The organism is Peribacillus sp. SRI_006, from assembly GCF_057586375.1.
Window position 1 is genome coordinate 63,797 of record NZ_JBYCZT010000007.1, and the last position, 26,147, is coordinate 89,943.

Annotated in this window: 23 protein-coding genes and 1 pseudogene; 23 read left to right on the forward strand and 1 reads right to left on the reverse strand. The window is 40.8% G+C overall.

Features of this window, described 5'->3' with window-relative positions; all coding sequences use genetic code 11:
• Positions 1-105 precede the first annotated feature (105 nt).
• On the forward strand, positions 106-1,245 hold the full coding sequence (gene rpsA / locus AC2YHV_RS11630) for a 30S ribosomal protein S1 (protein WP_034308045.1): 1,140 nt from the start codon (positions 106-108) through the stop codon (positions 1,243-1,245).
• A 19-nt stretch (positions 1,246-1,264) separates the two neighbouring features.
• Complete coding sequence (fni, locus tag AC2YHV_RS11635) at positions 1,265-2,311, forward strand: type 2 isopentenyl-diphosphate Delta-isomerase (protein WP_057276316.1); 1,047 nt, start codon at positions 1,265-1,267, stop codon at positions 2,309-2,311.
• Between the two features lie 67 nt (positions 2,312-2,378).
• Here the strand turns inward: fni and AC2YHV_RS11640 are convergent, their stop codons facing one another.
• Positions 2,379-2,510 carry a YpzI family protein gene (locus AC2YHV_RS11640; protein ID WP_065311210.1) on the reverse strand — a complete coding sequence of 44 codons (132 nt, stop codon included), beginning with the start codon at positions 2,508-2,510 and terminating at the stop codon, positions 2,379-2,381.
• A 112-nt stretch (positions 2,511-2,622) separates the two neighbouring features.
• Here AC2YHV_RS11640 and AC2YHV_RS11645 point away from each other — a divergent pair, with 112 nt between their 5' ends.
• The 21 genes and pseudogenes from AC2YHV_RS11645 to hisC all read left to right on the forward strand — a co-directional run bounded on the left by AC2YHV_RS11645 (position 2,623) and on the right by hisC (position 26,125).
• Positions 2,623-3,243, forward strand: a complete 621-nt coding sequence (locus tag AC2YHV_RS11645; RefSeq protein ID WP_400448259.1) for a YphA family membrane protein — start codon at positions 2,623-2,625, stop codon at positions 3,241-3,243.
• Between the two features lie 497 nt (positions 3,244-3,740).
• Complete coding sequence (gene der, locus AC2YHV_RS11650; protein ID WP_034308039.1) at positions 3,741-5,051, forward strand: ribosome biogenesis GTPase Der; 1,311 nt, start codon at positions 3,741-3,743, stop codon at positions 5,049-5,051.
• A gap of 16 nt (positions 5,052-5,067) precedes the next feature.
• The gene (locus AC2YHV_RS11655) at positions 5,068-6,120 is read left to right on the forward strand and encodes an NAD(P)H-dependent glycerol-3-phosphate dehydrogenase (RefSeq protein ID WP_330501276.1); all 1,053 of its coding nucleotides are present in this window, start codon (positions 5,068-5,070) and stop codon (positions 6,118-6,120) included.
• A 375-nt stretch (positions 6,121-6,495) separates the two neighbouring features.
• On the forward strand, positions 6,496-7,833 hold the full coding sequence (locus AC2YHV_RS11660; RefSeq protein ID WP_063575742.1) for an APC family permease: 1,338 nt from the start codon (positions 6,496-6,498) through the stop codon (positions 7,831-7,833).
• A gap of 855 nt (positions 7,834-8,688) precedes the next feature.
• A complete protein-coding gene (locus AC2YHV_RS11665) occupies positions 8,689-10,797 on the forward strand; it encodes a sigma-54 interaction domain-containing protein (protein WP_487373240.1) in 2,109 nt (702 codons plus the stop codon).
• Positions 10,798-11,100: 303 nt separating this feature from the next.
• Positions 11,101-12,474 (forward strand): putrescine aminotransferase, encoded by a 1,374-nt coding sequence (locus AC2YHV_RS11670; RefSeq protein WP_048681701.1) that lies wholly within the window; start codon positions 11,101-11,103, stop codon positions 12,472-12,474.
• A 697-nt stretch (positions 12,475-13,171) separates the two neighbouring features.
• Positions 13,172-13,369: a DUF2768 domain-containing protein gene (locus AC2YHV_RS11675; RefSeq protein WP_048681698.1), complete on the forward strand. Its 198-nt coding sequence runs from the start codon at positions 13,172-13,174 to the stop codon at positions 13,367-13,369.
• Between the two features lie 13 nt (positions 13,370-13,382).
• Positions 13,383-14,108, forward strand: coding sequence for a hypothetical protein (locus tag AC2YHV_RS11680; RefSeq protein ID WP_095679754.1), 726 nt, complete (start codon positions 13,383-13,385; stop codon positions 14,106-14,108).
• Between the two features lie 233 nt (positions 14,109-14,341).
• Entirely contained in the window at positions 14,342-15,820 is a 1,479-nt protein-coding gene (gene spoIVA, locus AC2YHV_RS11685; RefSeq protein ID WP_034308024.1) for a stage IV sporulation protein A, read from the forward strand.
• A 504-nt stretch (positions 15,821-16,324) separates the two neighbouring features.
• The gene (locus AC2YHV_RS11690; protein WP_034308023.1) at positions 16,325-16,597 is read left to right on the forward strand and encodes an HU family DNA-binding protein; all 273 of its coding nucleotides are present in this window, start codon (positions 16,325-16,327) and stop codon (positions 16,595-16,597) included.
• 305 nt (positions 16,598-16,902) lie between these two features.
• On the forward strand, positions 16,903-17,469 hold the full coding sequence (gene folE, locus AC2YHV_RS11695) for a GTP cyclohydrolase I FolE (protein WP_034308020.1): 567 nt from the start codon (positions 16,903-16,905) through the stop codon (positions 17,467-17,469).
• A 20-nt stretch (positions 17,470-17,489) separates the two neighbouring features.
• Complete coding sequence (gene mtrB / locus AC2YHV_RS11700; protein WP_034308017.1) at positions 17,490-17,738, forward strand: trp RNA-binding attenuation protein MtrB; 249 nt, start codon at positions 17,490-17,492, stop codon at positions 17,736-17,738.
• 250 nt (positions 17,739-17,988) lie between these two features.
• The gene (locus AC2YHV_RS11705; protein ID WP_057276286.1) at positions 17,989-18,819 is read left to right on the forward strand and encodes a heptaprenyl diphosphate synthase component 1; all 831 of its coding nucleotides are present in this window, start codon (positions 17,989-17,991) and stop codon (positions 18,817-18,819) included.
• 3 nt (positions 18,820-18,822) lie between these two features.
• A complete protein-coding gene (locus AC2YHV_RS11710) occupies positions 18,823-19,533 on the forward strand; it encodes a demethylmenaquinone methyltransferase (protein WP_034308012.1) in 711 nt (236 codons plus the stop codon).
• Positions 19,534-19,567: 34 nt separating this feature from the next.
• Positions 19,568-20,530: a heptaprenyl diphosphate synthase component II gene (hepT, locus tag AC2YHV_RS11715; protein ID WP_053535594.1), complete on the forward strand. Its 963-nt coding sequence runs from the start codon at positions 19,568-19,570 to the stop codon at positions 20,528-20,530.
• 96 nt (positions 20,531-20,626) lie between these two features.
• Entirely contained in the window at positions 20,627-21,073 is a 447-nt protein-coding gene (ndk, locus tag AC2YHV_RS11720) for a nucleoside-diphosphate kinase (protein WP_034308008.1), read from the forward strand.
• 186 nt (positions 21,074-21,259) lie between these two features.
• Positions 21,260-22,029, forward strand: a pseudogene (locus AC2YHV_RS11725) (CheR family methyltransferase).
• A 253-nt stretch (positions 22,030-22,282) separates the two neighbouring features.
• Positions 22,283-23,455: a chorismate synthase gene (gene aroC / locus AC2YHV_RS11730; RefSeq protein ID WP_034308003.1), complete on the forward strand. Its 1,173-nt coding sequence runs from the start codon at positions 22,283-22,285 to the stop codon at positions 23,453-23,455.
• A gap of 3 nt (positions 23,456-23,458) precedes the next feature.
• Positions 23,459-24,538, forward strand: a complete 1,080-nt coding sequence (aroB, locus tag AC2YHV_RS11735) for a 3-dehydroquinate synthase (protein WP_487373241.1) — start codon at positions 23,459-23,461, stop codon at positions 24,536-24,538.
• A gap of 24 nt (positions 24,539-24,562) precedes the next feature.
• Positions 24,563-24,931 carry a chorismate mutase gene (gene aroH / locus AC2YHV_RS11740; protein ID WP_082609239.1) on the forward strand — a complete coding sequence of 123 codons (369 nt, stop codon included), beginning with the start codon at positions 24,563-24,565 and terminating at the stop codon, positions 24,929-24,931.
• An 81-nt stretch (positions 24,932-25,012) separates the two neighbouring features.
• Complete coding sequence (gene hisC, locus AC2YHV_RS11745; RefSeq protein WP_063575748.1) at positions 25,013-26,125, forward strand: histidinol-phosphate transaminase; 1,113 nt, start codon at positions 25,013-25,015, stop codon at positions 26,123-26,125.
• Positions 26,126-26,147 lie beyond the last annotated feature (22 nt).

Sequence of the window (26,147 nt, forward strand, 5' to 3'; positions counted from 1 at the left end):
TTTATCTTTATTAGGAAAGTGTTTTTATTGAACCACTTTAAATAAAATATGTGGCCGATGAAGAGGAAATTTGCTGATCAGTCATGGGTTAAGGAGGAGTTAGTAATGACAGAAGATATGAACCAAGTAGAAGTGAACAATTACAAAGTTGGGGATCAAGTTAAAGCAACCGTTTCAAAGGTAGAAGAAAAACAGGTCATTGTCGATGTGGAAAACAGCAAGACTGATGGAATCATACCTATCAGTGAGCTTTCAAGCCTGCATGTCGAAAAGGCGTCAGATGCCGTTTCGGAAGGTGATGCATTGGAGCTGGAAGTCATTAAAGTCGAAGAAGAAGCTCTCATTCTATCAAAACGTAAAATTGACGCTCTTAAGGCATGGGATGACCTGGAATTGAAATTTGAAAATGGAGACGTATTTGAGGCTGAAGTTAAAGATGTCGTCAAAGGCGGGCTTGTCGTAGATCTAGGCGTACGTGGTTTTGTTCCAGCTTCTCTAGTAGAAGACTATTTCGTTGAAGACTTTTCTGATTACAAAAACAAAACTTTAACATTCAAGATCGTTGAACTTGAGAAAGACAAAAATCGCTTAATCCTCTCACATCGGGCAGTGGTCCAGGACCAAAAGGAAAAGCAAAAAGCAAACGTCTTGGATAAGATTGAAAGCGGGCAAGTGCTTGAGGGTGTGGTCCAAAGGATTACCGATTTTGGTGCGTTCGTGGATATTGGTGGCGTAGACGGCCTTGTCCACATTTCCCAGCTTTCCCATCAGCATGTCGACAAGGCATCCGATGTCGTGTCCGAAGGGGATAAGGTGCAGGTGAAAGTGCTATCCATCGATCGTGATAATGAAAGGATTTCACTTTCCATCAAGGATACCCTTCCTGGACCTTGGGCAGGAATTGCAGAAAAAGCTGCCAAAGGCTCTAAACTTGAAGGTATCGTCAAACGCCTTGTTTCTTTTGGTGCATTCGTGGAAATTTTCCCAGGCGTAGAAGGGCTTGTCCATATATCACAAATTTCACACAAGCATATTGCCACACCGCAAGAAGTACTTAAAGAAGGCCAGTCTGTCGAAGTGAAAGTGCTGGAAGTCAATGAAACGGATCAGCGTTTATCATTGAGCATCAAGGAACTTGAAGAACCTCAATCCAATTACAACACATCAGATTATGAGATGCCTGAAGAATCGAAGGGTTTTCAGTTAGGTGAAATGATCGGTGATCAATTGAAAAAACTAAAATAAGATAATAATGGTGATGGCCTTGGAGAGAAAACAACGAAAATTAGATCATATAGAATTTGCGCTTAAGACAGGACAGCAGCATCAAACCGGACTAGAAGATATTTCGTTTATTCACCAAAGCTTACCAGGTATTTCCTTGAATAATGTGAACCTCACAGCAGAAGTTGGCGAACTTGAATTAAGTTCGCCAATTTTTATAAATGCCATGACCGGAGGCGGAGGCCCTGAAACGGAAAAATTGAATGGTGACCTAGCCATTGCTGCAAGGGAAACGGGAATCGCCATGGCGGTAGGATCGCAAATGGCAGCCATCAAGGATCCTAGCCAGCAAGCTTCTTTCAAAGTTGTAAGGAAGGAAAATCCTGATGGTGTGTTGATTGGTAATCTCGGTGGTGAAGCAACAGTCGAACAGGCTAAGCGGGCAAGCGAAATGATCGGGGCCGATGCCCTTCAAATACATATTAACGTCATCCAAGAATTGACGATGCCTGAAGGGGACAGGGATTTTGCGGGTACCCTTTCGAGAATAGAAAAAATCAATGAAACGATCGGAATTCCTGTCATCGTAAAAGAAGTTGGATTTGGGATGAGTATGGAAACGGTACGGCAATTACATTCCGTAGGTGTTTCAATCATTGATGTAGGCGGGTTTGGCGGAACGAATTTTGCTAAAATCGAGAATGAAAGACGAGCAAAAATACTCGGATATTTTAATGAATGGGGCATACCGACAGCCGCTTCGATTGTCGAAGCAGTGAATGTTTCACCACAGCTTTCAGTCATTGGGTCGGGTGGCATTCAAAGCCCTTTGGAAATTACAAAAAGCCTGGCGCTAGGAGCGAAAGGTGTCGGATTGGCTGGACATTTCCTCAAGCTCTATAAAGAGTTGGGCTTGGAGCATTTGATTAAAGAAATACATTACATACATGAAGATTTAAAGGTCATCATGACTGCACTCGGATGCGGTAATATCTCAGAGCTAAGAAAATCGAAATTAGTCATCAAAGGAAATACCTATCATTGGTTATCTCAAAGAGGCATTGATTGTTCCGCGTATGCTAAATGAATGACCACAAAAAGGAAGCATCTCATTGAATCGAATGGAGATGCTTCCTTTTTGTTCATGGATAGACTTAACTATTCCTTTTTCGTGCCTCTTCAGGGCTTTCCATTCTTGTTGCCCCTTTATGACCCAGTGATTGGTCCCTGTCGGACTCCACCCGTTTACTTTCTCTTAATTTCTTCTCTTGTCGATCTTTTCCCATGTTCACACCTCCTTTTTAAATGAATGGGGTAAGGTTTCCTCATTAAATGCCGTGCTTAACGTTTATACTTTGAATAAACAACCCATAATGTTCCTAAAAGGGGGGACGCTGCATGGATGGAATTATATTTTATTGGATTTCATGGATAGTTTGGGTCATTGTCATGTATTTTATTCCGAAAACGGTTCCCTTTCGTTTTGATTTTCTTTTTCATCTATTAGCCGTAATGGTATTAGCGGGCTATAAACTGGAGTCTCCGTTGGTTTCCGTGCATTTGAGCGGGCCGTATCTTTTCTTTATTCTGTGTGTATATATTAGGAAGAAATCAATCATCAAGATGATGGAACTGATCAGCGGAAGTCTTATTATCACTCTCGCCTATGCGAGTTTTCAACTTTTTTCTTTACTTGATCCGATATGGCTCATAATGAAACCTTCTTATCTATTGTGTATTTTCCTGAATTATCTTATATTATTACTTTTTAAAAATTGGAAATATCGATTGTTCGTCCTTTTAATTGGGATGCTGCTGGGAGATATCATATATTCCGGATTACTTGCTTACCACTCTTTACCTTATGTGGCCCTTGCTTACGCATGGCATGATAATGCCGTGCTGGTATTGGGAGCAAACATACTGTGGAGAATGTTGGAACTGGTTGGCCAATACATTTATACAATTTCCCATTCGAGATTTTTATCAAAACAAGGAAAAGAGAATTTTAATCAATGAGTATGGAGAAAATTAGTATGGGGTATTAGCTGTTTTATCAAAAGGCAGAAATATAATTGGAACCAATTGGAATTGGAAGGCTTTTATTCATACAATCATTGTTGATTGGCGAGAAATTTGTTACTATAGGATAGTTAGAGGTCTGTAGATAAATCGTAAAATGCTCTAAACAATTAAAAAGGAAGCCGTATGCCGAAGCTTTCTTCATTTTTTTGGGCTGTTTAGAATCAAGTTTTAGCATGCAGAGGGTTCAGCTTCATGTCACCTAAGGAACCGGGGCGTCAAGTGGACAAACCGCCCGTGAATACCTGATGAGTTTAACTGAACATCAGTTGGGATTTTCCTTACTGATGAAAGATTCCTTTAAATGATGATGAATACAACCTTTTCCTTTAAAAGGAAATTATGAAAATCAATAATGCAAAGCAACCGTAATAAATGCATTCATGAATTTCGTGACTTTGACAGAGATATAGTAGCAGAAAGGGTGAATAGCAATGCCAAAACCGGTAATTGCGATAGTCGGTCGTCCGAACGTGGGAAAATCGACAATCTTTAATAGAATAGTTGGAGAACGGGTTTCGATTGTTGAAGACGTTCCAGGAGTGACCCGGGACAGGATTTATAGTTCGGGTGAATGGTTGACACATGATTTCAACATTATTGATACAGGTGGAATTGATATTGGTGACGAGCCGTTCCTAGAACAAATTCGCCAGCAGGCTGAAATAGCCATTGACGAAGCTGATGTGATAATTTTTATGACGAATGGTCGTGAAGGTGTAACGGCTGCTGATGAAGAGGTCGCAAAGATACTCTATAAGTCAAGAAAGCCTGTTGTCCTTGCGGTAAATAAAGTCGATAACCCAGAAATGAAAGATCAAATTTATGATTTCTATGCGTTAGGTTTTGGCGATCCATTCCCGATTTCCGGGTCTCATGGACTTGGTCTTGGTGACCTTCTGGATGAAGCGGCTAAACATTTCCCTAAATTTGACGGCCCGGATTATGCTGATGATGTCATTAAATTCAGTTTGATTGGAAGACCGAACGTAGGTAAATCTTCTCTGGTCAATGCATTGTTAGGTGAAGAACGCGTCATTGTCAGTGATATTGAAGGTACGACTCGTGACGCGATTGACTCTCCGTATAAGTATAATGGCAAAGAGTATGTCATTATTGATACAGCAGGGATGCGGAAAAAAGGCAAGGTGTATGAAAGTACGGAAAAATATAGCGTACTTCGTGCATTAAGGGCAATTGAACGTTCAGACGTTGTTCTTGTAGTCCTGAACGCTGAAGAAGGAATTCGTGAGCAGGATAAGAAAATTGCAGGATATGCCCATGAAGCGGGTAGGGCGGTCATCATCGTCGTCAATAAGTGGGATGCCATCGAGAAAGATGAAAAAACGATGAAGGATTTTGAAGAAAAGATCCGTGCTCATTTCCTGTTCTTGGATTATGCGCCAATCATTTATCTTTCTGCCTTAACGAAAAAACGGACACATACTTTAATACCGGTCATTGATCAGGCTAGTGAGAATCATGCTATCCGGGTTCAGACAAATGTATTGAATGAAGTGGTAATGGATGCCGTGGCAATGAATCCGACACCGACTCATAATGGAAACCGTTTGAAAATTTACTATACGACACAGGTAGCCATCAAGCCGCCAACTTTCGTCGTATTCGTTAACGATCCGGAGTTATTGCATTTCTCATATGAGAGATTTTTAGAAAATCGAATTAGGGATGCCTTTGGTTTTGAAGGAACACCAATACGAATTTTTGGACGCCAGAGAAAATAGTAAAGGTGGTTATACCGTGGTAAAAGAAAAAGAAAGTATCGCAGTGATTGGAGCTGGGAGCTGGGGGACTGCTTTAGCGCTTGTAATCGCTGATAACCAGCATGAAGTGAGATTATGGGGACATAATCAGAAACAAATCGATGAAATCAATCAAAATCATACGAATGAAAAATACTTGCCTGGGATTGAATTGCCTTTGGGGATTAAAGGTTATTCTTCCCTTAAGGAAGCATTGGCCGGGATTGAAATAATAATCTTGGCTGTTCCGACAAAAGCCTACCGGGAAGTGCTTGGCCAGATTGAAGAGGCTCATGATAAACCGTTGACAATCGTTCATGTGAGTAAGGGAATTGAACCTGATTCCCTGCTTCGTATATCGGAAATGATTGAAGAAGTCTCTTCGTCAGAATGGCTTAAGGATATAGTGGTTCTTTCAGGACCGAGCCATGCGGAAGAAGTCAGTTTACGTCACCCGACAACAGTTGCCGTTTCTTCAAAGAATATGAAAGCTGCCGAAAGGGTTCAGGACATCTTTATCAATAATAATTTCCGTGTATATACGAATCCGGACTTGATTGGTGTTGAAATCGGAGGGGCTTTAAAGAACATCATCGCTTTGGCTGCCGGCATCACGGATGGTTTAGGCTATGGGGATAATGCCAAGGCTGCATTAATGACTCGAGGGTTGGCTGAAATATCCCGTCTAGGGGTGGCCATGGGGGCTAACCCACTAACGTTTTCAGGTTTAGCTGGGATTGGCGACTTGATCGTCACTTGTACAAGCGTTCATTCCCGTAATTGGAGAGCTGGGAATATGCTTGGTAAAGGGCAAAAGCTTGAAGAAGTTTTGGAAAACATGGGGATGGTCGTTGAAGGTGTCAGAACCACTAAAGCCGCCTATCAACTAGCCCAAAAGTACGAAGTGAATATGCCGATCACTGAAGCCCTGTACGATGTTTTATTCAATGGGGAAGAAGTGAAAAAGGCAGTTGACCTTTTGATGAATCGTTCAAAAACGAATGAGATGGAAGAACTTTTTAACATATTGGATAGCAGGCAGCAGGATTAATCTCCAATCTGTTGATTTTCATAAAAGAATTTCATTAAATTAGGCATTTGATGATGCGCCTTGCCGTGTATCAGCATACAATGCAACGAAAGTAAACTAGTAATTTGACCTCGGCACGGGGGATTTAGTCAAATGAGCAGAAGATATCTAAATATCTTCTGCTTTTTTTATGGGCAAAAAATCTTCTGTTTATGAATAATTGAATAGATTATTCGAATTTGCATAAATCATTCTACATATTTCCTTGTTTTTTGTTAAAAATCGACCCTATTTTTTGGTATGAAAATTGCGAAGTGTAATATGACCAACAATTTATAAGGGAGGCTAGAAAAGTTTGTCTTAACTTTTCTCGCATAAAAGGAAGGGGAATGATACATGCAAACAGGTAATCTGAAAAGGTCATTAAACTTGTGGCATATCGTATTGCTCGGTGTTGGATATATGACGCCGATGGTTGTTTTTGATACATTCGGGATAGTTTCCGAAAAAACCGGGGGGCATGTGCCGACCGCTTATATCATTGCTCTTTTGGCAATGTTGTTTACAGCAGCCAGTTATGGAAAAATGGTTAAAATATATCCGCAGGCAGGTTCATCCTATACGTACACGCAAAAAACGATCAGTCCGCATTTAGGCTTCCTCGTCGGGTGGTCTTCGTTACTTGACTATTTATTTTTACCGATGGTGAACGGCATTTTGACAAAAATATACTTAACTGCTCTTTTTCCGGAAGTATACCCGTGGATATGGGTGGTGGCATTTGTCCTTTTAATGACAGTCATTAACTTATTCAATGTTAATTTTGCCGCCAACTTTAATAGCTTCCTTGTTTTTTTTCAAATGTTGGTCATCATCATTTTTGGGGCACTTGTCGTTAAAGGAGTCATGGGTGGAGAAGGGACTGGAGAGGTCTTGTCGGTTCATCCATTCATCGGGCCCCATATGGAAATCTCGTCGCTCATAACTGGTGCTACAATCCTTTGTTTTTCTTTTTTGGGATTTGACGCAGTCACTACTTTATCGGAAGAAACACCGAATCCATCCAAAACGGTCCCCCGGGCCATCTTTTTGACTGCCCTGATCGGAGGGGTTTTATTCGTGACGGCATCATTCTTTACACAGTTATTTTTCCCGGATGTTTCCCGTTTTAGCGATCCTGAAGCAGCTTCTCCGGAAATTGCCCTTTTCGTGGGCGGGAAGTTATTTCAGGCATTCTTTCTTGCAGGAACCTTATGCGGTACGCTTGCCTCCGGTCTTGCATCTCACGCTAGTGTTTCTAGGTTGCTATATGTCATGGGGCGTGACCAAATGATTCCGAAAAAACTATTTGGGTTTGTCCACCCCAAGTACAACACGCCATTTTTTAATGTCATTTTTGTCGGGTCGATATCACTAGTTGCCTTATTCCTTGATTTGGTTACGGCCACTTCCCTCATAAACTTTGGGGCATTAATCGCTTTTACCTTCGTGAATATTTGTGTAATCGTCCATTCGATAAGAAACAAAAGCTTCAGAACGATTAAAGGTTTTCTTTCAACTATTCTGTCCCCGGTTTTAGGCGCGGCTTCGGTCTTCATCCTTTGGCTTAATCTCGAGATGAGTTCCTTGATTTTAGGAATAGTCTGGGCGGTAATTGGGATTGGTTATCTTCTATATCGGACAAAATGGTTTACGGAATCCCCTCCGCTATTCCAATTTGAAAAAGCACAGTGAATTTATTCTACTGTTTCATTACACGAGGGAGGGTGTTATATGCCTGATGAGAAATGAAGAGGTCATTAATGCTATTGCTTGTTGTCTATTTCCGTTCATGGCGTTAGCAACATGTATTCAGCGCTTAGGGCAAGAATATGTCGCTTAGTATGGTGCCCGGGAGCTTTCATGGTAATGCTTTTCCCGGCGTACGTTATGTAATGTTGGCAAAGTCATTCCTTCGGCAGGTTCGGTATAGGTTTATATGCAAAAGTCCATTTATACATACGCCTGTTTTTGCAGGTTAGTCGACACTGATGGATTAATTATTCATTTCAATTATATTGCTTTTAATAAATTTCCTTCTGTACTGACCTTTCCATAAGCATTGAATTTACTGATTATTGTGACGGATCCCTTGTCATGGTTGGGAAAGTGGGTGTTATTTATCTGGGAAATTATGTAGGTGGATGAATAAGGAATAGCGACGAGGGCAGAAGCATGGAAGCATATATGTTACCCTTGGTTCCTTATAGTGTTGCAAACAGGTATGAAGCCGTAATGACGGTATGGAGGGAGCTGTCCTATCTGTATAAAAAGCCCTGGCAGAGGACGGCCATCCACGAATCATAACAAACAGGAATAAGTAAAATTCAAACATGATTGGAATGTATAAGATAAGGTGGACGGTCCTTTATAAAATAAGTCTAAGCTGCATATCAGGTTTTTAGGTCAAAAGGGTCCGTTAAAGGACCCTTTTGTCGTGGGATGAGTAAAGGTAAATGCTGGATATGAGTAATGGTACCTCTTATTTTTTATCTTGCAATTCGGAATTGTGATAAAATATAGGTTAGGTTACAAAAGGAGAGTGAAACTGTGTTATCTATTCCGGATGATAAAATTAGACCATTCATAACTATAACAATTGATCAGCCTACATTTTCAGACCAAAATATTCATGAGATACAGGAACCTTTCTTCTTTCTTATGAAGGAAAATCAAGTGTTTGCGTATATCCGCATGGATGACCTCCCGTTAAATGAAAAAATAACGACAGTCGATCAGCTTTTACAGTATGCTTTTTCGATTGATAATGTCTGTAAATTGCACCCTAACATTTCCTTGCCGCATTTGTTTCAAATTATCGGTGAGCCTATCGTACTGATAAAAACGGATGATGGCCTGCTAACCGGTTATGTAAAAAGGGAAGATGTATTAGCTGAATTATTCAAGCAGGACAGCAAACAAAATTTAGACCTGTTAAATGTTATATTAACCTCCATTCCTATGGGGATATTTGTGGCTGATAAAGAAAAGAATATCGTGAACTTCAATGAATCAGGCTTGAAGATGATAAAAAAACCTTCTGAACAAGTCCTTAATGAACCTGCTGCGAGCATCTTCAATAAGCAGCATATACATAGCGTGTTTGCCAGCGGGAGCAGTATTCTGAATCAGTTGGAGATTACTGATGTCATGAGTGTGCTTGTCGACTATAGCCCGATTCTGAACCATGAAAAAGAAGTCGAAGGCCTGATCATCATTGTTCAGGATTTACCGATGGTTGAGGAAATGGCCATGGAAATAGAATTGATAAAAAGCTCGAATAAAGATTTGAATGCCATTTTAGCGAATATCTATGATGAAATACTTGTAGTCAATCAAAAAGGAGAGCTGCTGCGCTATAGTGACAGCATCATCTCGGGATTCTGGGGGAAGGACTTAAAAGATTATATCGGGAAGAATCTCTTGCAATTAGAGGATGAAGGGATTTTTAATCCTTCGGTAACCCGGTTAGTCCTTGAACAAAAAAAGAAAGTATCGATTGTCCAAGATACGAAAATGAATAAGAAAGTCCTTTCCGTCGGCACCCCTGTGTTCAATGAAAAAGGGGAAATAGATCGAATAGTCATTGCGTCAAGGGATATAACGGAAACGACACAATTGAAATCGGAATTAAATGAAATGAGGAAAGAACTGGACTCTTTCAAAAAACAGGATCAATTTTATAAAGAGTTGGTTTTTGCAAGTCCTAAAATGGAGCAGATAATCAGCCAAGTCAAGAAAATCGCCCATTTTTCATCTACTGTATTAATCAATGGGGAGTCGGGAGTAGGTAAAGAAGTGATAGCTGAAGCCATTCATAAAATGGGCAGGCGATCTAAAATGCCTTTCCTGAAGATAAATTGCGGGGCGATTCCGGAAAACCTTCTCGAAAGTGAATTGTTTGGTTATACGAAGGGTTCCTTTACAGGAGCGGATAAAAATGGGAAGGTAGGATACTTTCAGCAGGCTAATAAAGGTGTTTTATTCCTGGATGAAGTTGGTGACATGCCCATACATCTGCAAGTCAAGCTGCTGCGGGTACTCCAGGAACAGGAAGTGATTCCGATTGGCAGCACTACACCCATTTCCATTGATGTTCAAATTGTTGCGGCCACGAATAAGAGTCTGGAAAAAATGGTCGAGATGGGCACGTTCCGGGAAGATTTATTCTATCGGTTGAACGTCATACCCATACATGTGCCCCCATTAAGGGAAAGGCCGGAGGATATCCCGCCGCTAGCCTTTCATTTCCTGCAAAAACTGAATGAAAGGTATCAGCGGAATTATCACTTTTCCCCTGATGCATTAAATATACTGGAAGTCTATACTTGGCCGGGAAACATTCGTGAGTTGCAGAACATGATTGAAAGGTTGGTTGTTTCTGCAGATGAAGAGATGATCGATGCTGACTTCATTCAAAGGTTCATACCTGTGGGCAGTGACTTTAAACAAACGAAACCCATCATTACGAGAATCCTTCCGCTGCAGGAAGCGCAGGATCATGTGGAAGAACAATTGATCATGCTTGCCATGAAACAGTATAAAACCACGACCAAAGCGGCTAAAGCGCTCGGGATAAGTCAATCGTCAGTGAGCAGGAAGTATCAAAAAGTGTTAGCTGAACAACAAAGTAAGAAAATCGAAAATGATGTATTTTGATCAAAAGCCGTTGCCGAGTGATGAAAATCACTTGTCAACGGCTTTTATTTTTATGAAGGCATTTTCGAAGCTTTTCAATGATTTCCTATACTTGATTATGCAAAGTGAAATAACGATATGCATATTTGCATAGTTTTAGAGTGGTTTTTTTAAAAAAATGCGATTTTATTGGTTAATTAACTTGGCATGCTTCTTGCTTGATTAGTAAGTATAAGAAAAAAGGGAGGTAAGCATCAAAGTTTCATAAAACAAGCAAACTTAATTAACCCATCAACTAAAGCTATAAAAAAAGGAGATTATAAAATGTCAATTAACGTAGAAAGTAAAAACACTCAAGCTAACCAATCAGCAACTCAAGATTATATTAAAAAGGTTCTTCAATTAATCGAGCAGAAAGAAATTTCAAAAGAAGATGCACAGTGGGTAACAAGAGAAACGGTCGAGAATTTCCGTAACCATGTAAACCCTGGGTTTTTGGAATACCGGAAGACGGTCACTAAAGACACACAGTTCGCTTCGGTGGAGTGGTCTGATCAAGATTCCTGTTTTACGGATGTAAATGGAAAAAAATATATTGATTGTTTAGGTGGCTTTGGTATTTATAATGTTGGTCATCGTAACCCTAAAGTAGTAAAGGCAGTAACCGATCAATTGCAAAGACAAGCCCTTCATAGCCAGGACTTACTTGATCCATTACGTGCAATGCTTGCCAAGATCCTTGCCGAAATCACACCGGGAGATCTAAAATACTCATTCTTTACGAACAGCGGTACCGAGAGCGTGGAAGCTGCACTTAAGTTGGCTAAAATGTACAGTGACAAATACACGATCATTTCCACGACAAAATCATTTCATGGGAAAAGCCTTGGTTCCCTATCGGCAACGGCAAAGGGCATGTTCAGAAAACCGTTCATCCCGTTGGTTCCAGGTGTGCGCCATGTACCGTTCGGTGATGTGGATATGATGAGAAAAACGTTTGAAAGTTGTGCATTGGTCGGTGAAGATGTTGCTGCTGTGCTGTTAGAGCCTATTCAAGGTGAAGGAGGGGTCATTCTGCCTCCGCAGGATTATTTAAAGCAGGTTCGGGCATTATGTGACGAATATGATGCGTTATTGATCTTGGATGAAGTGCAAACAGGAATGGGACGGACAGGTAAAATGTTCGCTTCTGAGCTATATGATGTTGTTCCGGACATTATTTGTTTAGCGAAAGCATTTGGTGGCGGTGTAATGCCTGCAGGCGCTGTTGTAGCCAATGAGAAAGTATTTAAAAGCTGGTTCGACAATCCATTCATGCATACTACGACATTTGGTGGAAATCCATTAGCTTGTGCTGCGGCCATCGCTACGATCGACGTACTTTTGGAAGAAAACTTACCGCAGCGTGCTGCGGAAGTTGGAGAATACTTCTTAAATGGGTTAAGGGAAGTGGCTGCTGAGCACAAAGATAAGGTGCTGGAAATCCGTGGCCAAGGATTAATGATCGGTATTGAGTTCCATAAAGATGAAGTGGGTTATGAATTCTCAAAAGCCCTTTTTGATAAAGGCATCTTGGTGGCAGGTACGCTTATTAATTCCAAAACAATCAGGATCGAGCCATCATTGACTATTAAGCTGGATGAAGTCGATACAGTAATTAAAGCGTTTAAAGAAGTCTTGCCAACTCTTCAATCTTAATTAAAAAAAGCAGAAAAACAGCCTTTGGCTGATTCAGACTGTAGATAAAAAGGTTTCGGAATGGTATCATTCCGAAACCTTTTTGAATTTGTAGCAGTTTTAGATAATGATGAACTCTCCAAGGTCATTATTTCCACCATTTCTCCCCTTCGTCAAGTCCAGGTGGCCATCTTCTTTACATGAATGGGAACCTCCATTCTACTAATCTGCAAGAGGTGTTCTAAGTAAACATTTCAAGCTGATCAAAGGTATCCTCACCACCTCGAGTATTCACCCTTAAATAAGGAGCTTATCTTCCTGTTAACACAAGGTTGACTGGAACGGAACTACGAGACTCCTGCGGGAAAACGGGGCCAAGGGAGACCCCACAGGCGCTAATAGAGCCGAGGGCGGACCTTCCGGTAAAGCGAGTGCCCTACGTTCCAATCAACGGTCAAATTTTAAACACCTTAAAAAACTGTCGACAAACTCAATTATTATCGAGTTTGTTTATAAACTGAAACAGTCATTGCGCTGTTTTTTTGTTGCTTGGAGGAGGGAATAATTACATATTTCTCGTTTTATAACTGGATCTCAGAATTTTTTTTCACGAGAACGAGTAATGAAAACGGGAATTACACAGATTGGACAAGGATTTAATTCCTTTAACGTAATTTGGTATGTTATAATAATTTCTGGAAAAAGGAGTGATGAAGATATGACACCTGCTCTGCAAAAAATGTGGATATCCTTTATAGCTATGGGCTTTATGGTTATCTCTATATTTCTAATCTACTTAAGCCGCTATAAATTAAAAGGTTTTTGGAGAGTCTTGACAGCAATTATCGCATACATACTTATGATTCTGGCCGGCTTGATCATCCTTATCGTTGTTCTTAGCGGGCCAACCACTTGATAGGTGAGGAGAAATGATGAGAAATTTTTTCAAAATATTATGTTTATTATGCATCTCTGTATCATTATCCGGCTGCTTATATCCGGAGAAGCAAAAAATGCAAAACCAACTGCCTTATAAAGAACAAATACAATCCGTCCAAAGTGCAGTGGATCAATTTCAGAAGGATGAAGGCGGCATACTGCCGATAGTTACTAAAGATGCAGGGACACCGATTTATCAAAAATATGTCATAAAATTTTCTAAGATTTCGCCGAGGTATATGGCTGAACCGCCGGACAATGCCTTTGAATCAGGGGGTGTCTTTCAATACATCCTCGTTAATGTTGAAAAAGATCCGACTGTAAAGCTGTTGGATGTCAGGATGGCGCAGAAGATTCAGGATGTTTCCTTGAGATTGACTGCCTATCAGCAAAGCAACGGATACCCGCCGTTTAAGGAAAGGTTATCCGATAATGTCTTCACGCTTGATTATGAAAAGATGGGCCTGAAGGAAGCTCCGACGGTCACGAGTCCATTTTCACAAAAAGATTTATACCTTATAGTCGATGGTCAAGGCAGCATTTTTGTTGATTATACCCCGGATTTACTTGAGGCATTGAAGAAGAATGAGGGGAAAATCAAGCAAGGTGAAGATATCCGGGAACTGCTGGTGCAGAGTTCGGAGTTCGTCCCTGCCTATTCGTTACCATATACAATTGATGAAAAAACAAATACTCCAATATTTCTTACAAAATAGGCATAACCCTTCTTCTGCAAAATATATTGTAGGGGAAGGGTTATTTCTTTTATCTTTATTTCATCTTACTTTTAAAATAACAACCCTTATATAAAAATTTCTGGTGGAGGAAGGGATTGAACCAGGGAAATAAATGGAATAAATTTTTAGGACAACATCATAGATATATATTGTCCTAAATAAATGCAAATGGATAAACGAAATCCCAAAACTCTAATTCGGGAGGGGATACCTTGGAAAAGGTAGATATTTTTAAAGATATAGCTGAACGGACCGGTGGCGATATATACTTGGGGGTGGTCGGTGCCGTCAGGACTGGAAAATCCACATTTATTAAAAAATTCATGGAGCTAGTCGTCATTCCGAATATACCGTCTGAGGCGGACCGTGCCAGGGCACAGGATGAATTGCCACAAAGTGCTGCCGGAAAGACGATCATGACGACGGAACCCAAATTCGTACCGAACCAGGCAGCATCGATTCAAGTAGCTGAAGGTCTCGACGTGAACATCCGTTTAGTCGATTGTGTCGGTTATACAATACCCGGGGCAAAAGGGTATGAGGATGAAAATGGTCCCCGCATGATTCACACGCCTTGGTATGAAGAGCCGATTCCGTTCAATGAAGCTGCCGAGATCGGTACTCGTAAAGTAATTCAGGATCATTCCACATTAGGCGTGGTCGTTACGACGGATGGTTCGATAGGAGAAATCCCGCGAAGTGATTATTTAGAGGCCGAGGAAAGGGTCGTCGAAGAATTGAAGGAGGTTGGCAAGCCATTTATCATGATTGTCAATTCCGTTCAGCCTCACCACCCGAATACGGTAGCACTGAGGGAATCCTTGCAGGAAAAGTATGATATCCCCGTATTGGCCATGAGTGTCGAAGGAATGCGGGAATCCGATGTTTACAGCGTACTGCGCGAGGCCTTGTACGAATTTCCTGTTCTCGAGGTCAATGTTAATCTCCCTAGCTGGGTAATGGTTCTGCGAGAGGATCATTGGTTAAGGGAAAGTTACCAGGAAGCGGTTAAAGAGACAGTCAAGGACATTAAGCGCCTGAGGGATGTTGATCGTGTAGTCGGTCATTTCAATGAATTCGAGTTCATTGACCGTGCAGCGCTTGCAGGCATTGAGATGGGGCAGGGGGTTGCAGAAATAGATCTATACGCCCCGGATGAACTATATGATGATATTCTGAAGGAAATTGTCGGTGTGGAGATTCGGGGCAAGGATCATCTATTATCATTGATGCAGGACTTTGCGTATGCGAAAGCAGAATATGATCAGGTGGCTGATGCGTTGAGAATGGTTAAACAAACTGGATATGGTGTCGCAGCCCCGTCCCTTAACGATATGAGTCTTGATGAACCGGAAATCATCCGCCAGGGAGCCAGGTTCGGTGTCAGGCTAAAAGCTGTAGCTCCTTCCATCCATATGATCAAGGTCGATGTCGAATCCGAATTCTCGCCAATCATCGGTACGGAAAAGCAAAGTGAGGAATTAGTACGGTATCTGATGCAGGATTTCGAAGACAATCCACTTTCCATTTGGAACTCCGATATTTTTGGAAGAAGCCTAAGTTCCTACGTAAGGGAAGGCATACAGGTGAAATTAGCGATGATGCCAGACAATGCACGTTATAAATTAAAAGAAACACTTGAGAGGATTATTAATGAGGGCAGTGGCGGTTTGATTGCCATCATCTTATAGAAAACGTTTAAGGCCGGACCAACTCCATTTATGGATTGGTCTTTTTACATGGAAGAAACGGCAGGATCGAAAGAAAAAAATCATTTATGAACGCTAATATTTGAATTAATCTGCTGTTCTTTAGTATAATCTTGAAAAAACCTTGTGGTTAAGCGATTTTCAGCAATATAATAAGTTTAATTTCTATAAAAAAGGGAAATGATGAATAGCGAAAGACAAAATTTATAATATATACAATTATTGATGAAAAGATTCCCATTATTTTTTGAATTCCCTTGCTAAGCTTATAGGATTTGTGATAATCTACATACAGAAAACGCGTTATAACAGCGATTTCAACCTATTTATAAATTTCTGGATGAATTATTTGGAAATTAAATCGGCTTGGTAATCCCTGATTGTCAGGGAATGAAAATTTTTTGACCGAAGCTAATATCAAATCACTATTATAGTGTTGTAATAATGATTTTTTATAAAGATTCCTTTTGGGAGGAGGTGAATGGCATGAACAAAACAGAATTAATTAATGAAGTTGTTACAGCAACTGAAATTTCTAAGAAAGACGCTACAAAAGCTGTTGATGCTGTTTTTGATACAATCTTAGAAGCTCTAAAAAACGGTGATAAAGTCCAATTGATCGGTTTTGGTAACTTTGAAGTTCGTGAACGTGCGGCTCGTAAAGGGCGTAACCCACAAACTGGTGACGAAATCGAAATTGCAGCTAGCAAAGTGCCAGCTTTCAAACCCGGTAAAGCGCTGAAAGATGCAGTGAAGTAATTCTACCATTACATACGGGTGCTTAACCGAAAAGGGCCGCGTGAAAACGCGGTCCTTTTTTTGCTTCTTAATTTCCATCTGTGATAATATAAAAGACAGTGAATATTTTAGATACGCTTCAGATGGTAAATCTGTCACAAGAAAATACCCATCCGAAACCGCTTCTGGCGAAACCGCCTTTAAAGGGCTTCAATCTTTGGGTAATCGGTCGCTTTATAATTGCAATTATGGATTTCCGGGTGCAAAGCGCTTTGGTTTTTTTATCTGAATACATAATATTATTGATTTTTTAGGAGGTACAAAAAATGGCTAATGTTGATCATGCCAAATTAGAAGAAGCGGTTAAAATGCTTCTCGAGGCTGTAGGGGAAGACCCAACGAGGGAAGGACTGCTGGATACTCCTGCTCGTGTAGCCAGAATGTATGAAGAAATTTTTTCTGGACTTAATCAGGATCCAAAGGAATATTTCGATACTGTTTTTGGGGAGGACCATGAAGAACTCGTACTTGTAAAGGATATTCCGTTTTACTCGGTATGTGAACATCATTTAGTCCCTTTTTACGGGAAAGCCCATGTAGCATATATTCCGAAAAACGGAAAAGTGACTGGTTTAAGCAAATTGGCACGGGCGGTTGAGGCTGTATCGAAGCGTCCGCAGCTTCAAGAGCGCATCACTTCTACAGTTGCAGACTCGATAATGGAAAAGCTCGAGCCTCATGGTGTAATGGTTGTAGTCGAGGCTGAACATATGTGCATGACCATGCGAGGCGTGAAAAAACCCGGATCTAAAACAGTGACTTCAGCTGTAAGGGGAACGTTTGCGAAGGATCACCGTACTAGAGCTGAAGTACTGGCATTCATTAAAGACTAAGGATATGGGGGCAGGAAAAAATGAATGATAAAAAGATTCTGAATGATTTTGTCGTAATCAAAGCCATTGAGGATAGTGTGAATGTCATCGGGTTGACAAGGGGAACGGACACCAAGTTTCACCACTCCGAAAAACTGGACTCAGGAGAGGTGATGATCGCACAATTCACGGAGCATACCTCGGCAATTAAAATCAGGGGCCATGCAAAGGTCTATACTCCATTCGGAGAGATAGAAAGTGATTCCAAAAAGAATTCACCTGACAAATGATCGTTTCTCAATGCTTGGTTAATTATAAATCAATCACCTGATATCGCGTTTAACAAGCTGTAAATTTCCCGCATCCATTTTTTGAAGAGCAAAAGTCGATGATTTCCTTGTTTTTGGAAGTTTCATTTTATAAACGTTGACCATTTCATCTGATTGTTTTTATGGTATAATAATGTGTATTTTACACAGACAGAAACCAATATGTATGTATGAAAAAAATTATCTTTCGGGGATGCAAGGGTGATCTCAATTGTTAAACATAACGGACGACATAAGGCAATTAAAACGATTAATAGAAACGAAAGCTCAACATCCATATTTGTTGAAGTATATACAAAAGCCAAGCTTGGACGAAGATAAACTGATGTTGCTTTGGGGATTGTTTAACGATTTGGACGTTACAAGCGAAAAACGGAATCAATACATCATTTCAACCATGTTAGTGCAAATAGCTTTGGATACCCATGAAATCGTCTCAAATTCGGGTGAAGGAATCGAGTCGCCGGAGGTATTGAAAAATCGCCAATTACAAGTGCTTGCCGGTGATTACTATAGTGGCTTATATTATCAAGGGCTTGCCAGTATAGGTAATGTTGATATGATCCGTATCCTTTCAAGCGCGATAAAAAAAATAAATGATAATAAAATCATTCTATACCAACAAGGGTCGATTCAAGATGTACCAACGCTTTTAATGACGATAAAAGCGATCGAGGCTTCGCTGATTCAGAAACTTGCGGATTACTATAATGAGCCTGCCTGGATAGAGATATCGGAAGATCTGCTGCTTGTAAAACGGTTGCATGCCGAGAAGAGAAGTTATATGAAGTCGGGGGAATCAATAGTTTTTGATGTCCTTAGGGAAATACCTTTTGATGACTCGATCGGTGGGGATGTTCCCATTTCGGAAAAGGAAGAACAGGTACGCACCCAATTCGACAAGTGCCTGAGAGATGCCAGGCAATCCGTAGAGCGCTCGATGCGGAAGCTGGCAAAGTTGGATGATGAACTACTGGAAAGAGTGAAGGCCATCTTGGAACAAACAGAGAGTATGGCAAATTCATATGTGAAAGAAGGGTGAATCATGGAGCAGTCTAAAGAGCAAAAAGTTCATCATGTCTTTGAAAAGATTTACGGAAATTATGACAAGATGAATTCCCTCATCAGCTTTAAACAGCATCTTAAATGGCGGAAGGCTACAATGGCCATCATGAATGTCCCAAAAGGCGCCCATGCACTGGATGTATGCTGTGGAACAGCGGACTGGACCATTGCCCTTGCTAATGAAGTAGGACCAGAAGGAAAGGTTGTTGGTCTGGATTTTAGTAAAAACATGCTGAAAATCGGCGAACAAAAGGTGAAGGAACTCAATCTGGATCAAGTTTCCCTAATGCATGGGAATGCAATGGAACTTCCTTTTGAGGATAATAGCTTTGACTATGTCACGATCGGTTTCGGGCTGCGGAATGTCCCTGATTACATGAAAGTGCTTAAAGAGTTAAACCGTGTAGCGAAGCCAGGTGGTATGGTCGTTTGCCTGGATACGTCACAGCCAACGATGCTAGGCTTTAAACAGGGATATTATTTTTATTTCCGTTTCATCATGCCCATGTTCGGCAAATTATTCGCAAAAAGCTATAGTGAATACTCATGGCTGCAGGAATCGGCTCGAGATTTCCCAGGCATGAAAAAGCTTGAAAACATGTTTAAGCAGGCAGGAATGGAAAATGTCAGTTATAAAGCCCATTTCGGTGGGGTAGCAGCAACACATTTCGGGTACAAGCCTTCAAAATAAGCAGAATAGCAATGGACAAAGCTGGGTGGAATGTATGAAATTTAAAATGATGTATTCATTTTTGAATGCAGATTTGCAATTAATAGAAAAAGAGCTGGAAGCCGCAATTGAAGCGGATTCCACGGTTTTAAGGGAAGCTTCCCTGCATTTACTGCAATCCGGTGGAAAACGGATCCGTCCGGTATTCGTCCTATTGGGTGCGAAGTTTGGCAACTATGATATTCATGTCGTAAAGCATGTCGCAGCGACTCTGGAACTGATTCATACGGCCTCCCTTGTACATGACGATGTTGTGGATGATGCGGATTTACGCAGGGGGTCGGCTACCATCAAGTCGAAATGGGATAATCGTGTCGCCATGTACACAGGCGACTTCATTTTTGCTCGTGCACTGGAAATGATGGCGGTCATCGAGTCTCCGCTTGCGCATCAAATTCTCGCTGATACCATGGTTGAACTATGTCTTGGGGAAATTGAACAAATTAAAGATAAGTATAATTTCGAACAGAATTGGCGGATATATTTTAGACGGATCAAACGGAAAACGGCATTGCTCATTGCATCCAGCTGCCAGTTGGGAGCCATTTCAGCAGGTGTTGAAGAGGGAATTCACGAAAAGCTATTTAAATTCGGATATTATGTCGGTATGTCCTATCAAATCACCGATGATATATTGGATTTTACGGCGTCGGAAGAAGAGCTTGGTAAACCGGCCGGGAGTGATTTGATTCAAGGTAATATCACTTTACCCGTTTTGATCGCTATGGAGGATCCAAAGTTAAAAAAGCTTATCGAAACTGTTCGGGAAGATACGCCAAAAGATGAAATGTCCCATATAATCAATGCGATAAAAACTTCCGGTGCCATTGAACAGGCAGCGAGGATCAGTGATATGTATTTAGAAAAAGCTTTTACTGAGTTGAAGGGTCTTCCTGCCATTAAAGCTAGAAAAACTTTATCGGATATTGCGAAAAATATCGGAAAAAGAAAGTTTTGATAATGGGAGTTGCGAAACTCATCAAACAATGGTAATATTCTAAAAGTATTGCCTTATATAGGCAAATAACAATGATACATATTAGGAGTGACATTCATGGAAAGAACTTTTTTAATGGTAAAGCCTGACGGCGTTCAACGCAATTTAATCGGTGAAATCGTTTCCCGTTTCGAAAAGAAAGGCTTCCTTCTTGCAGGAGCAAAATTAATGGTCATTTCTCAAGAATTGGCTGAGCAACATTATGGCGAGCACAAAGAACGTCCTTTCTTTGGCGAATTAGTGGACTTCATTACTTCAGGTCCTGTCTTCGCAATGGTTTGGGAAGGTGAAAATGTAATCGCTACAGCACGTCAAATGATGGGTGCTACTAACCCTAAAGATGCAGCAGCAGCAACAATTCGTGGCGATTTTGCGGTAACTGTCGGCAAAAACATCATTCACGGATCTGATTCAGCTGAAAGCGCTGTACGTGAAATCGGTTTATTCTTCAAAGAAGAAGAACTTGTTGAGTATTCTAAACTTGTAAACGAGTGGGTTTATTAATTAGTACTCATCACTATATAGGAAGCGGGTTCCATCGTCATTATGCGATGGAACCCGTTTTTTTTGCATTGCTTTTTTAGCTTCCCGGGATGGTAAGGAATTATTGTAGTTTAAAGAAAATATGGCACTCTCCGATATATAAAGGGAAGGACCACTTAAATAATTTTGTGCAGGGGAGTCGTAGGAATGCCTCAAGAATATGAAGAGTTTATTCGTAATATCAAAACGCTGACAGGCATTGATTTGGCATTATATAAGGAAGGGCAAATGAAAAGGCGATTGACATCTCTATATGAAAAAAGAGGATATCATTCATTTAGTGAATACCATAAAGACATTCAAACCAATCCCGAAGTTTTAAATGAGTTTCTGGATAGAATGACAATCAATGTTTCCGAATTTTATCGAAATGCGAAAAGATGGAAGGTGTTGGAGCAGAAAATCCTTCCAGGTTTATTAGCAAACAAAAAAAAGTTGAAGATTTGGAGTGCGGCCTGTTCAACTGGAGAGGAACCATACACACTTGCCATGATTTTATCCAATCTGGTTCCACTTAGCCAGATAGAGATATTGGCGACGGATCTGGATGAAAATGTGTTGGCGCGAGCGGAATTGGGGATGTATCCTGAACGTTCCTTAAATGAAGTGCCTGAAGAAATCAAAAGGAAGTACTTTAAAAAAAAAGCAGAATTTTATCGCGTTGATGAAGAAATCAAGAGAAGGGTGACATTTAAAAAGCAAAACCTTCTCGCTGATCGTTTTGAACAGGGGTTTTAATCATTTGCCGCAATGTGCTAATTTATTTCACGGAAGAAGCCAAAAATTTGTTATATGAAAAATTCAGTGCATCACTAAGAAGCGGCGGGGTTTTTTTTGTAGGAAGTACAGAGCAAATATTCACCCCTGGAAAATATCAATTTGAAACGATCGACACATTTTTTTATAAGAAAAAGTAAATACTTTTTAAAAAAGGGACTGATTCTGCTCATGGGCGTTCAGTCCTTTTCGTTTGTCGAGTAATAGCAAATCCCAGTAGAACTCTGATTTGAAAGAAAAACTATATCGAAAATGTTTAAGTACTTGTAAAATAGAGTGAAAAGTGATTAAATTCAAACAATATGGTTTTTACGTTTTACATATACCCACATTTCATAAAATTGTGGTATATTGATACATATACACTTTAAAGTGCTAAAAGGGGGCTGGAAGATGAGATATTTAACAGCGGGAGAATCACATGGTCCGCAACTGACTACTATCATTGAGGGATTACCGGCAGGAATGCCGATTTCGAATGAGGATATCAATCAAGAATTGGGACGCCGGCAAAAAGGGCATGGACGTGGAAGAAGGATGCAGATCGAGAAAGATCAGGCTTTTATTTCTTCAGGAATCAGACATGGCTACACACTCGGTTCACCGGTTGCTTTGGTGGTCGAGAACGATGATTGGAAACATTGGACAAAGATTATGGGAAGTGAAGGGCTTTCAGAAGAGGAAGCTGAAGAAATTAAACGTAAAATCACCCGGCCTCGCCCTGGTCATGCCGACTTGAACGGCGGGATTAAATATGGGCACCGCGATTTGAGAAATGTTCTGGAACGATCTTCAGCCCGTGAAACGACAGTAAGGGTGGCGGCAGGTTCTGTCGCAAAAAAACTATTGTCTTTATTGGGGATAGAAGTGGCATCGCATGTTTTGGAAATTGGCGGAGTGAAGGCAGAACCGCCAAAATACGAAACGATCCAGCAATTGCAACAGGTAACAGAAGAATCTTCCGTTAGATGTTTCGACAAAAACGTAGAGCAGCAGATGAAGGATGCAATTGATGAAGCGAAACAAAAAGGAGATTCCATCGGCGGAATCGTCGAAGTCATTGTAGAAGGAATGCCGGTAGGAGTGGGAAGTTATGTGCATTATGACCGTAAGCTTGATGCAAAACTAGCGGCAGCGATAATGAGCATCAATGCATTTAAAGGGGTGGAAATAGGTCTAGGATTTGAAGCGGCCCATCTATTCGGCAGTGATGTCCATGATGAAATCGCATGGGATGAAGAACAGGGTTATTACCGGAAAACCAATCGCCTTGGAGGTTTTGAAGGCGGTATGACAACTGGAATGCCGATAGTTGTACGCGGTGTGATGAAGCCGATCCCCACTTTATATAAACCTTTGAAAAGTGTTGATATTGATACGAAGGAAGTGTTTGAAGCAAGTGTCGAGCGTTCCGATAGTTGTGCGGTTCCTGCGGCAGCAGTAGTTGCTGAGGCGGTAGTGGCATGGGAACTGGCGGCTGCCATCGTTGATCAATTCCCTTCAGATCGTTATGAGCAATTAGCAGAGTACATAAGATCATATCGGGAAGAAGTAAAGGGGTTTTAAATCATGGAATCCATCCAAATAAAAACGGCTTCCAAGCAATATCCGGTTTTAATTGGCAAGAAGGCAATCAATGACTTGCCCGAATTAATAACACATGAGCTGAATCATCTAAACAAGATTCTGATCATAACTGATGAGAAAGTGGCGGCACTTCATTTGCAGACTGTGAAGGACGCCCTGATCAAGACGGGAAAACCGGTCTTGCATCATGTAGTGCCAGAAGGGGAGCATGCCAAAACATTCGATGTGTTTTATGAATGCCAAAGCTTCTGCTTAACACAACAGATTAATCGCAAGTCATTGATTATTGCCCTTGGCGGCGGTGCAGTCGGTGACTTGGCTGGATTCGTTGCAGCTACATTTATGAGAGGGATTCCATTTATACAGGTTCCGACGACTTTGCTTGCCCACGACAGTGCTGTGGGCGGCAAGGTTGCCATCAATCACCCGCTAGGGAAAAATATGATTGGGGCCTTTCATCAGCCTGAAGCGGTCATTTATGATCTGGAATTTTTAAAGACTCTGCCACTTAAAGAATTAAGGTCAGGTTTTGCAGAAGTCATTAAACATTCCTTGATAGCAGATAATGAGCTTTATCTATGGTTAAAGTCGAATATTGTTGATTTGAATGATATAACGGATGAGCAATTCCTTACCATGATTACAAAAGGGATTGGCATTAAAGCTAAAATTGTCGAAGAGGATGAGAAGGAAAACGGCATTCGTGCCTTTTTGAATTTTGGTCATACGCTTGGACATGCAGTGGAAGGTTCAATGGGATACGGAAACTTTACGCATGGGGAATCGATTTTAATCGGGATGGTATATGCTCTTAAACTAAGCAGAAAGAAAGTGGGTCTTGATTTTAAACTAGATGAGTTTATTGCCTGGGTTTCTTCTTTAGGTTATGAAATAACCATTCCAACCCGACTTCAACATGAAATGCTGCTAGAATTAATGAAAACAGACAAAAAATCGGTCAATGATGCAGCTACCTTTGTCCTGCTAAACGAAGTGGGGTCACCGCTATTAATGGATATAGCCGACTCTGAGCTGATAGAGGAAATGGCGGAGATGATTTAGAGTTCAGTAGAAGGGGGACTATGTGTGATAAGAGGAATAAGGGGTGCCACTACAGTAGAAAGTGACACAGAAATGGAAGTGATTTCTGCTGTCGAAAAGTTGATGGCCGAGATCATTCAGGTCAACGAAGTTGATCCCGATATGGTAGCTTCTGTATTTTTTTCTGCTACGGAAGAGATTCGTTCTGTCTTCCCTGCCAAAGCCTTGAGGAAATTCGAAGGCTGGACTTATGTACCGGTTACATGCATGAAAGAAATACCGGTGAGCAATTCCTTGCCATTTTGCATCCGGGTCATGATCCACGTAAATACGACAAAATCTCAAAAAGAGATACAGCATGTATACCAGGCAGGGGCTACGGTATTACGGCCAGATTTGACAAAGCAGATATAAGATGATTATAAATCTATTAATATGATATACTATTCTAACACTTTCTTGCTTTAAAGTGATAAATATATAGAGGTGATTGACATGAAATGGAATGAAGCGGTCCTTTCCTTGAAGTCTTATCAACCGGGAAAATCCACTGATGAAGTGAAAAAATTATACGGGCTGGAAAAAATCACGAAATTAGCTTCAAATGAAAATCCTTTTGGCTGTTCGGAAAAGGTCAAGGAATCCGTTAGGAATTCAACCCATTCGTTTGCCATCTATCCAGATGGATATGCAACGATGCTAAGGGAAGCTGTTGCGAAACATACAGGTGTGAAAGAAACACAGCTTATTTTTGGAAATGGATCTGATGAGAACATTCAAATCATCTCCAGGAGTCTATTGGGAGCTGGAAAGAATACGGTCATGGCAACAGGCACTTTTTCGCAGTATCGCCATAATGCCACACTAGAAGGAGCGGAAATAAGGGAAGTTCCTCATATTGACGGTGCTCATGATCTAGAAGGAATGCTTAAAGTAATAGATGATGAAACATCGGTTGTATGGCTTTGTACACCAAATAATCCAACAGGTAAATACATTTCGGAACAGGACTTATTATCGTTCATCGAAAAAGTGCCGGAAGATGTTCTTATCGTTTTGGATGAAGCTTATTGTGAATATGCAACGGCTGAGGATTACCCTAGAACGAATCAATGGATCAATAAATATAAAAATTTGATCATACTCCGGACTTTCTCAAAAATTTATGGACTTGCCAGTTTTAGGGTAGGGTACGGTTTGGCGGATGAGGATATCATCCAGAAACTAGATCCATCCCGGGAACCATTCAATGTGAACACATTTGCACAGAATATTGCTATCGTCGCTTTGGAAGATCAGGCCTTCATTGAAAAATGCAAGGAAGAAAATCAAAAAGGGCTAAAGCAGTACTATGAATTTTGCAATAAGGAAAATTTGGCTTATTACGCGTCACAAGGTAATTTCATCTTTATCCATTTTAAACAGGATGCCGATGTGGTTTTTCAATATTTGCTTGAGCGCGGCTTCATCGCAAGGTCGGGGAAATCTTTCGGTTTTCCTAACAGCCTGAGGGTAACGATAGGTTCCACGGAAGAAAATGAAGGAATGATCCATGCTATTAAAGCTTTTTTGAATGAAGTTGAGGCACCTTCTGATTCGCTGCTTTAACGTTTCATCAAACCTAGAGGAG

Bases quoted from the DNA above. Each gene is read 5' to 3' on its own strand.
- AC2YHV_RS11710 (WP_034308012.1), top strand. From the start codon at position 18,823: ATGGAGCAGTCTAAAGAGCAAAAAGTTCATCATGTCTTTGAAAAGATT.
- mtrB (WP_034308017.1), top strand. From the start codon at position 17,490: ATGAATGATAAAAAGATTCTGAATGATTTTGTCGTAATCAAAGCCATT.
- hisC (WP_063575748.1), top strand. From the start codon at position 25,013: ATGAAATGGAATGAAGCGGTCCTTTCCTTGAAGTCTTATCAACCGGGA.
- folE (WP_034308020.1), top strand. From the start codon at position 16,903: ATGGCTAATGTTGATCATGCCAAATTAGAAGAAGCGGTTAAAATGCTT.
- ndk (WP_034308008.1), top strand. From the start codon at position 20,627: ATGGAAAGAACTTTTTTAATGGTAAAGCCTGACGGCGTTCAACGCAAT.
- AC2YHV_RS11640 (WP_065311210.1), bottom strand. From the start codon at position 2,510: ATGGGAAAAGATCGACAAGAGAAGAAATTAAGAGAAAGTAAACGGGTG.
- AC2YHV_RS11670 (WP_048681701.1), top strand. From the start codon at position 11,101: ATGTCAATTAACGTAGAAAGTAAAAACACTCAAGCTAACCAATCAGCA.
- der (WP_034308039.1), top strand. From the start codon at position 3,741: ATGCCAAAACCGGTAATTGCGATAGTCGGTCGTCCGAACGTGGGAAAA.
- AC2YHV_RS11690 (WP_034308023.1), top strand. From the start codon at position 16,325: ATGAACAAAACAGAATTAATTAATGAAGTTGTTACAGCAACTGAAATT.
- hepT (WP_053535594.1), top strand. From the start codon at position 19,568: ATGAAATTTAAAATGATGTATTCATTTTTGAATGCAGATTTGCAATTA.
- aroB (WP_487373241.1), top strand. From the start codon at position 23,459: ATGGAATCCATCCAAATAAAAACGGCTTCCAAGCAATATCCGGTTTTA.
- AC2YHV_RS11660 (WP_063575742.1), top strand. From the start codon at position 6,496: ATGCAAACAGGTAATCTGAAAAGGTCATTAAACTTGTGGCATATCGTA.
- AC2YHV_RS11675 (WP_048681698.1), top strand. From the start codon at position 13,172: ATGACACCTGCTCTGCAAAAAATGTGGATATCCTTTATAGCTATGGGC.
- AC2YHV_RS11645 (WP_400448259.1), top strand. From the start codon at position 2,623: ATGGATGGAATTATATTTTATTGGATTTCATGGATAGTTTGGGTCATT.
- AC2YHV_RS11680 (WP_095679754.1), top strand. From the start codon at position 13,383: ATGATGAGAAATTTTTTCAAAATATTATGTTTATTATGCATCTCTGTA.
- rpsA (WP_034308045.1), top strand. From the start codon at position 106: ATGACAGAAGATATGAACCAAGTAGAAGTGAACAATTACAAAGTTGGG.
- aroC (WP_034308003.1), top strand. From the start codon at position 22,283: ATGAGATATTTAACAGCGGGAGAATCACATGGTCCGCAACTGACTACT.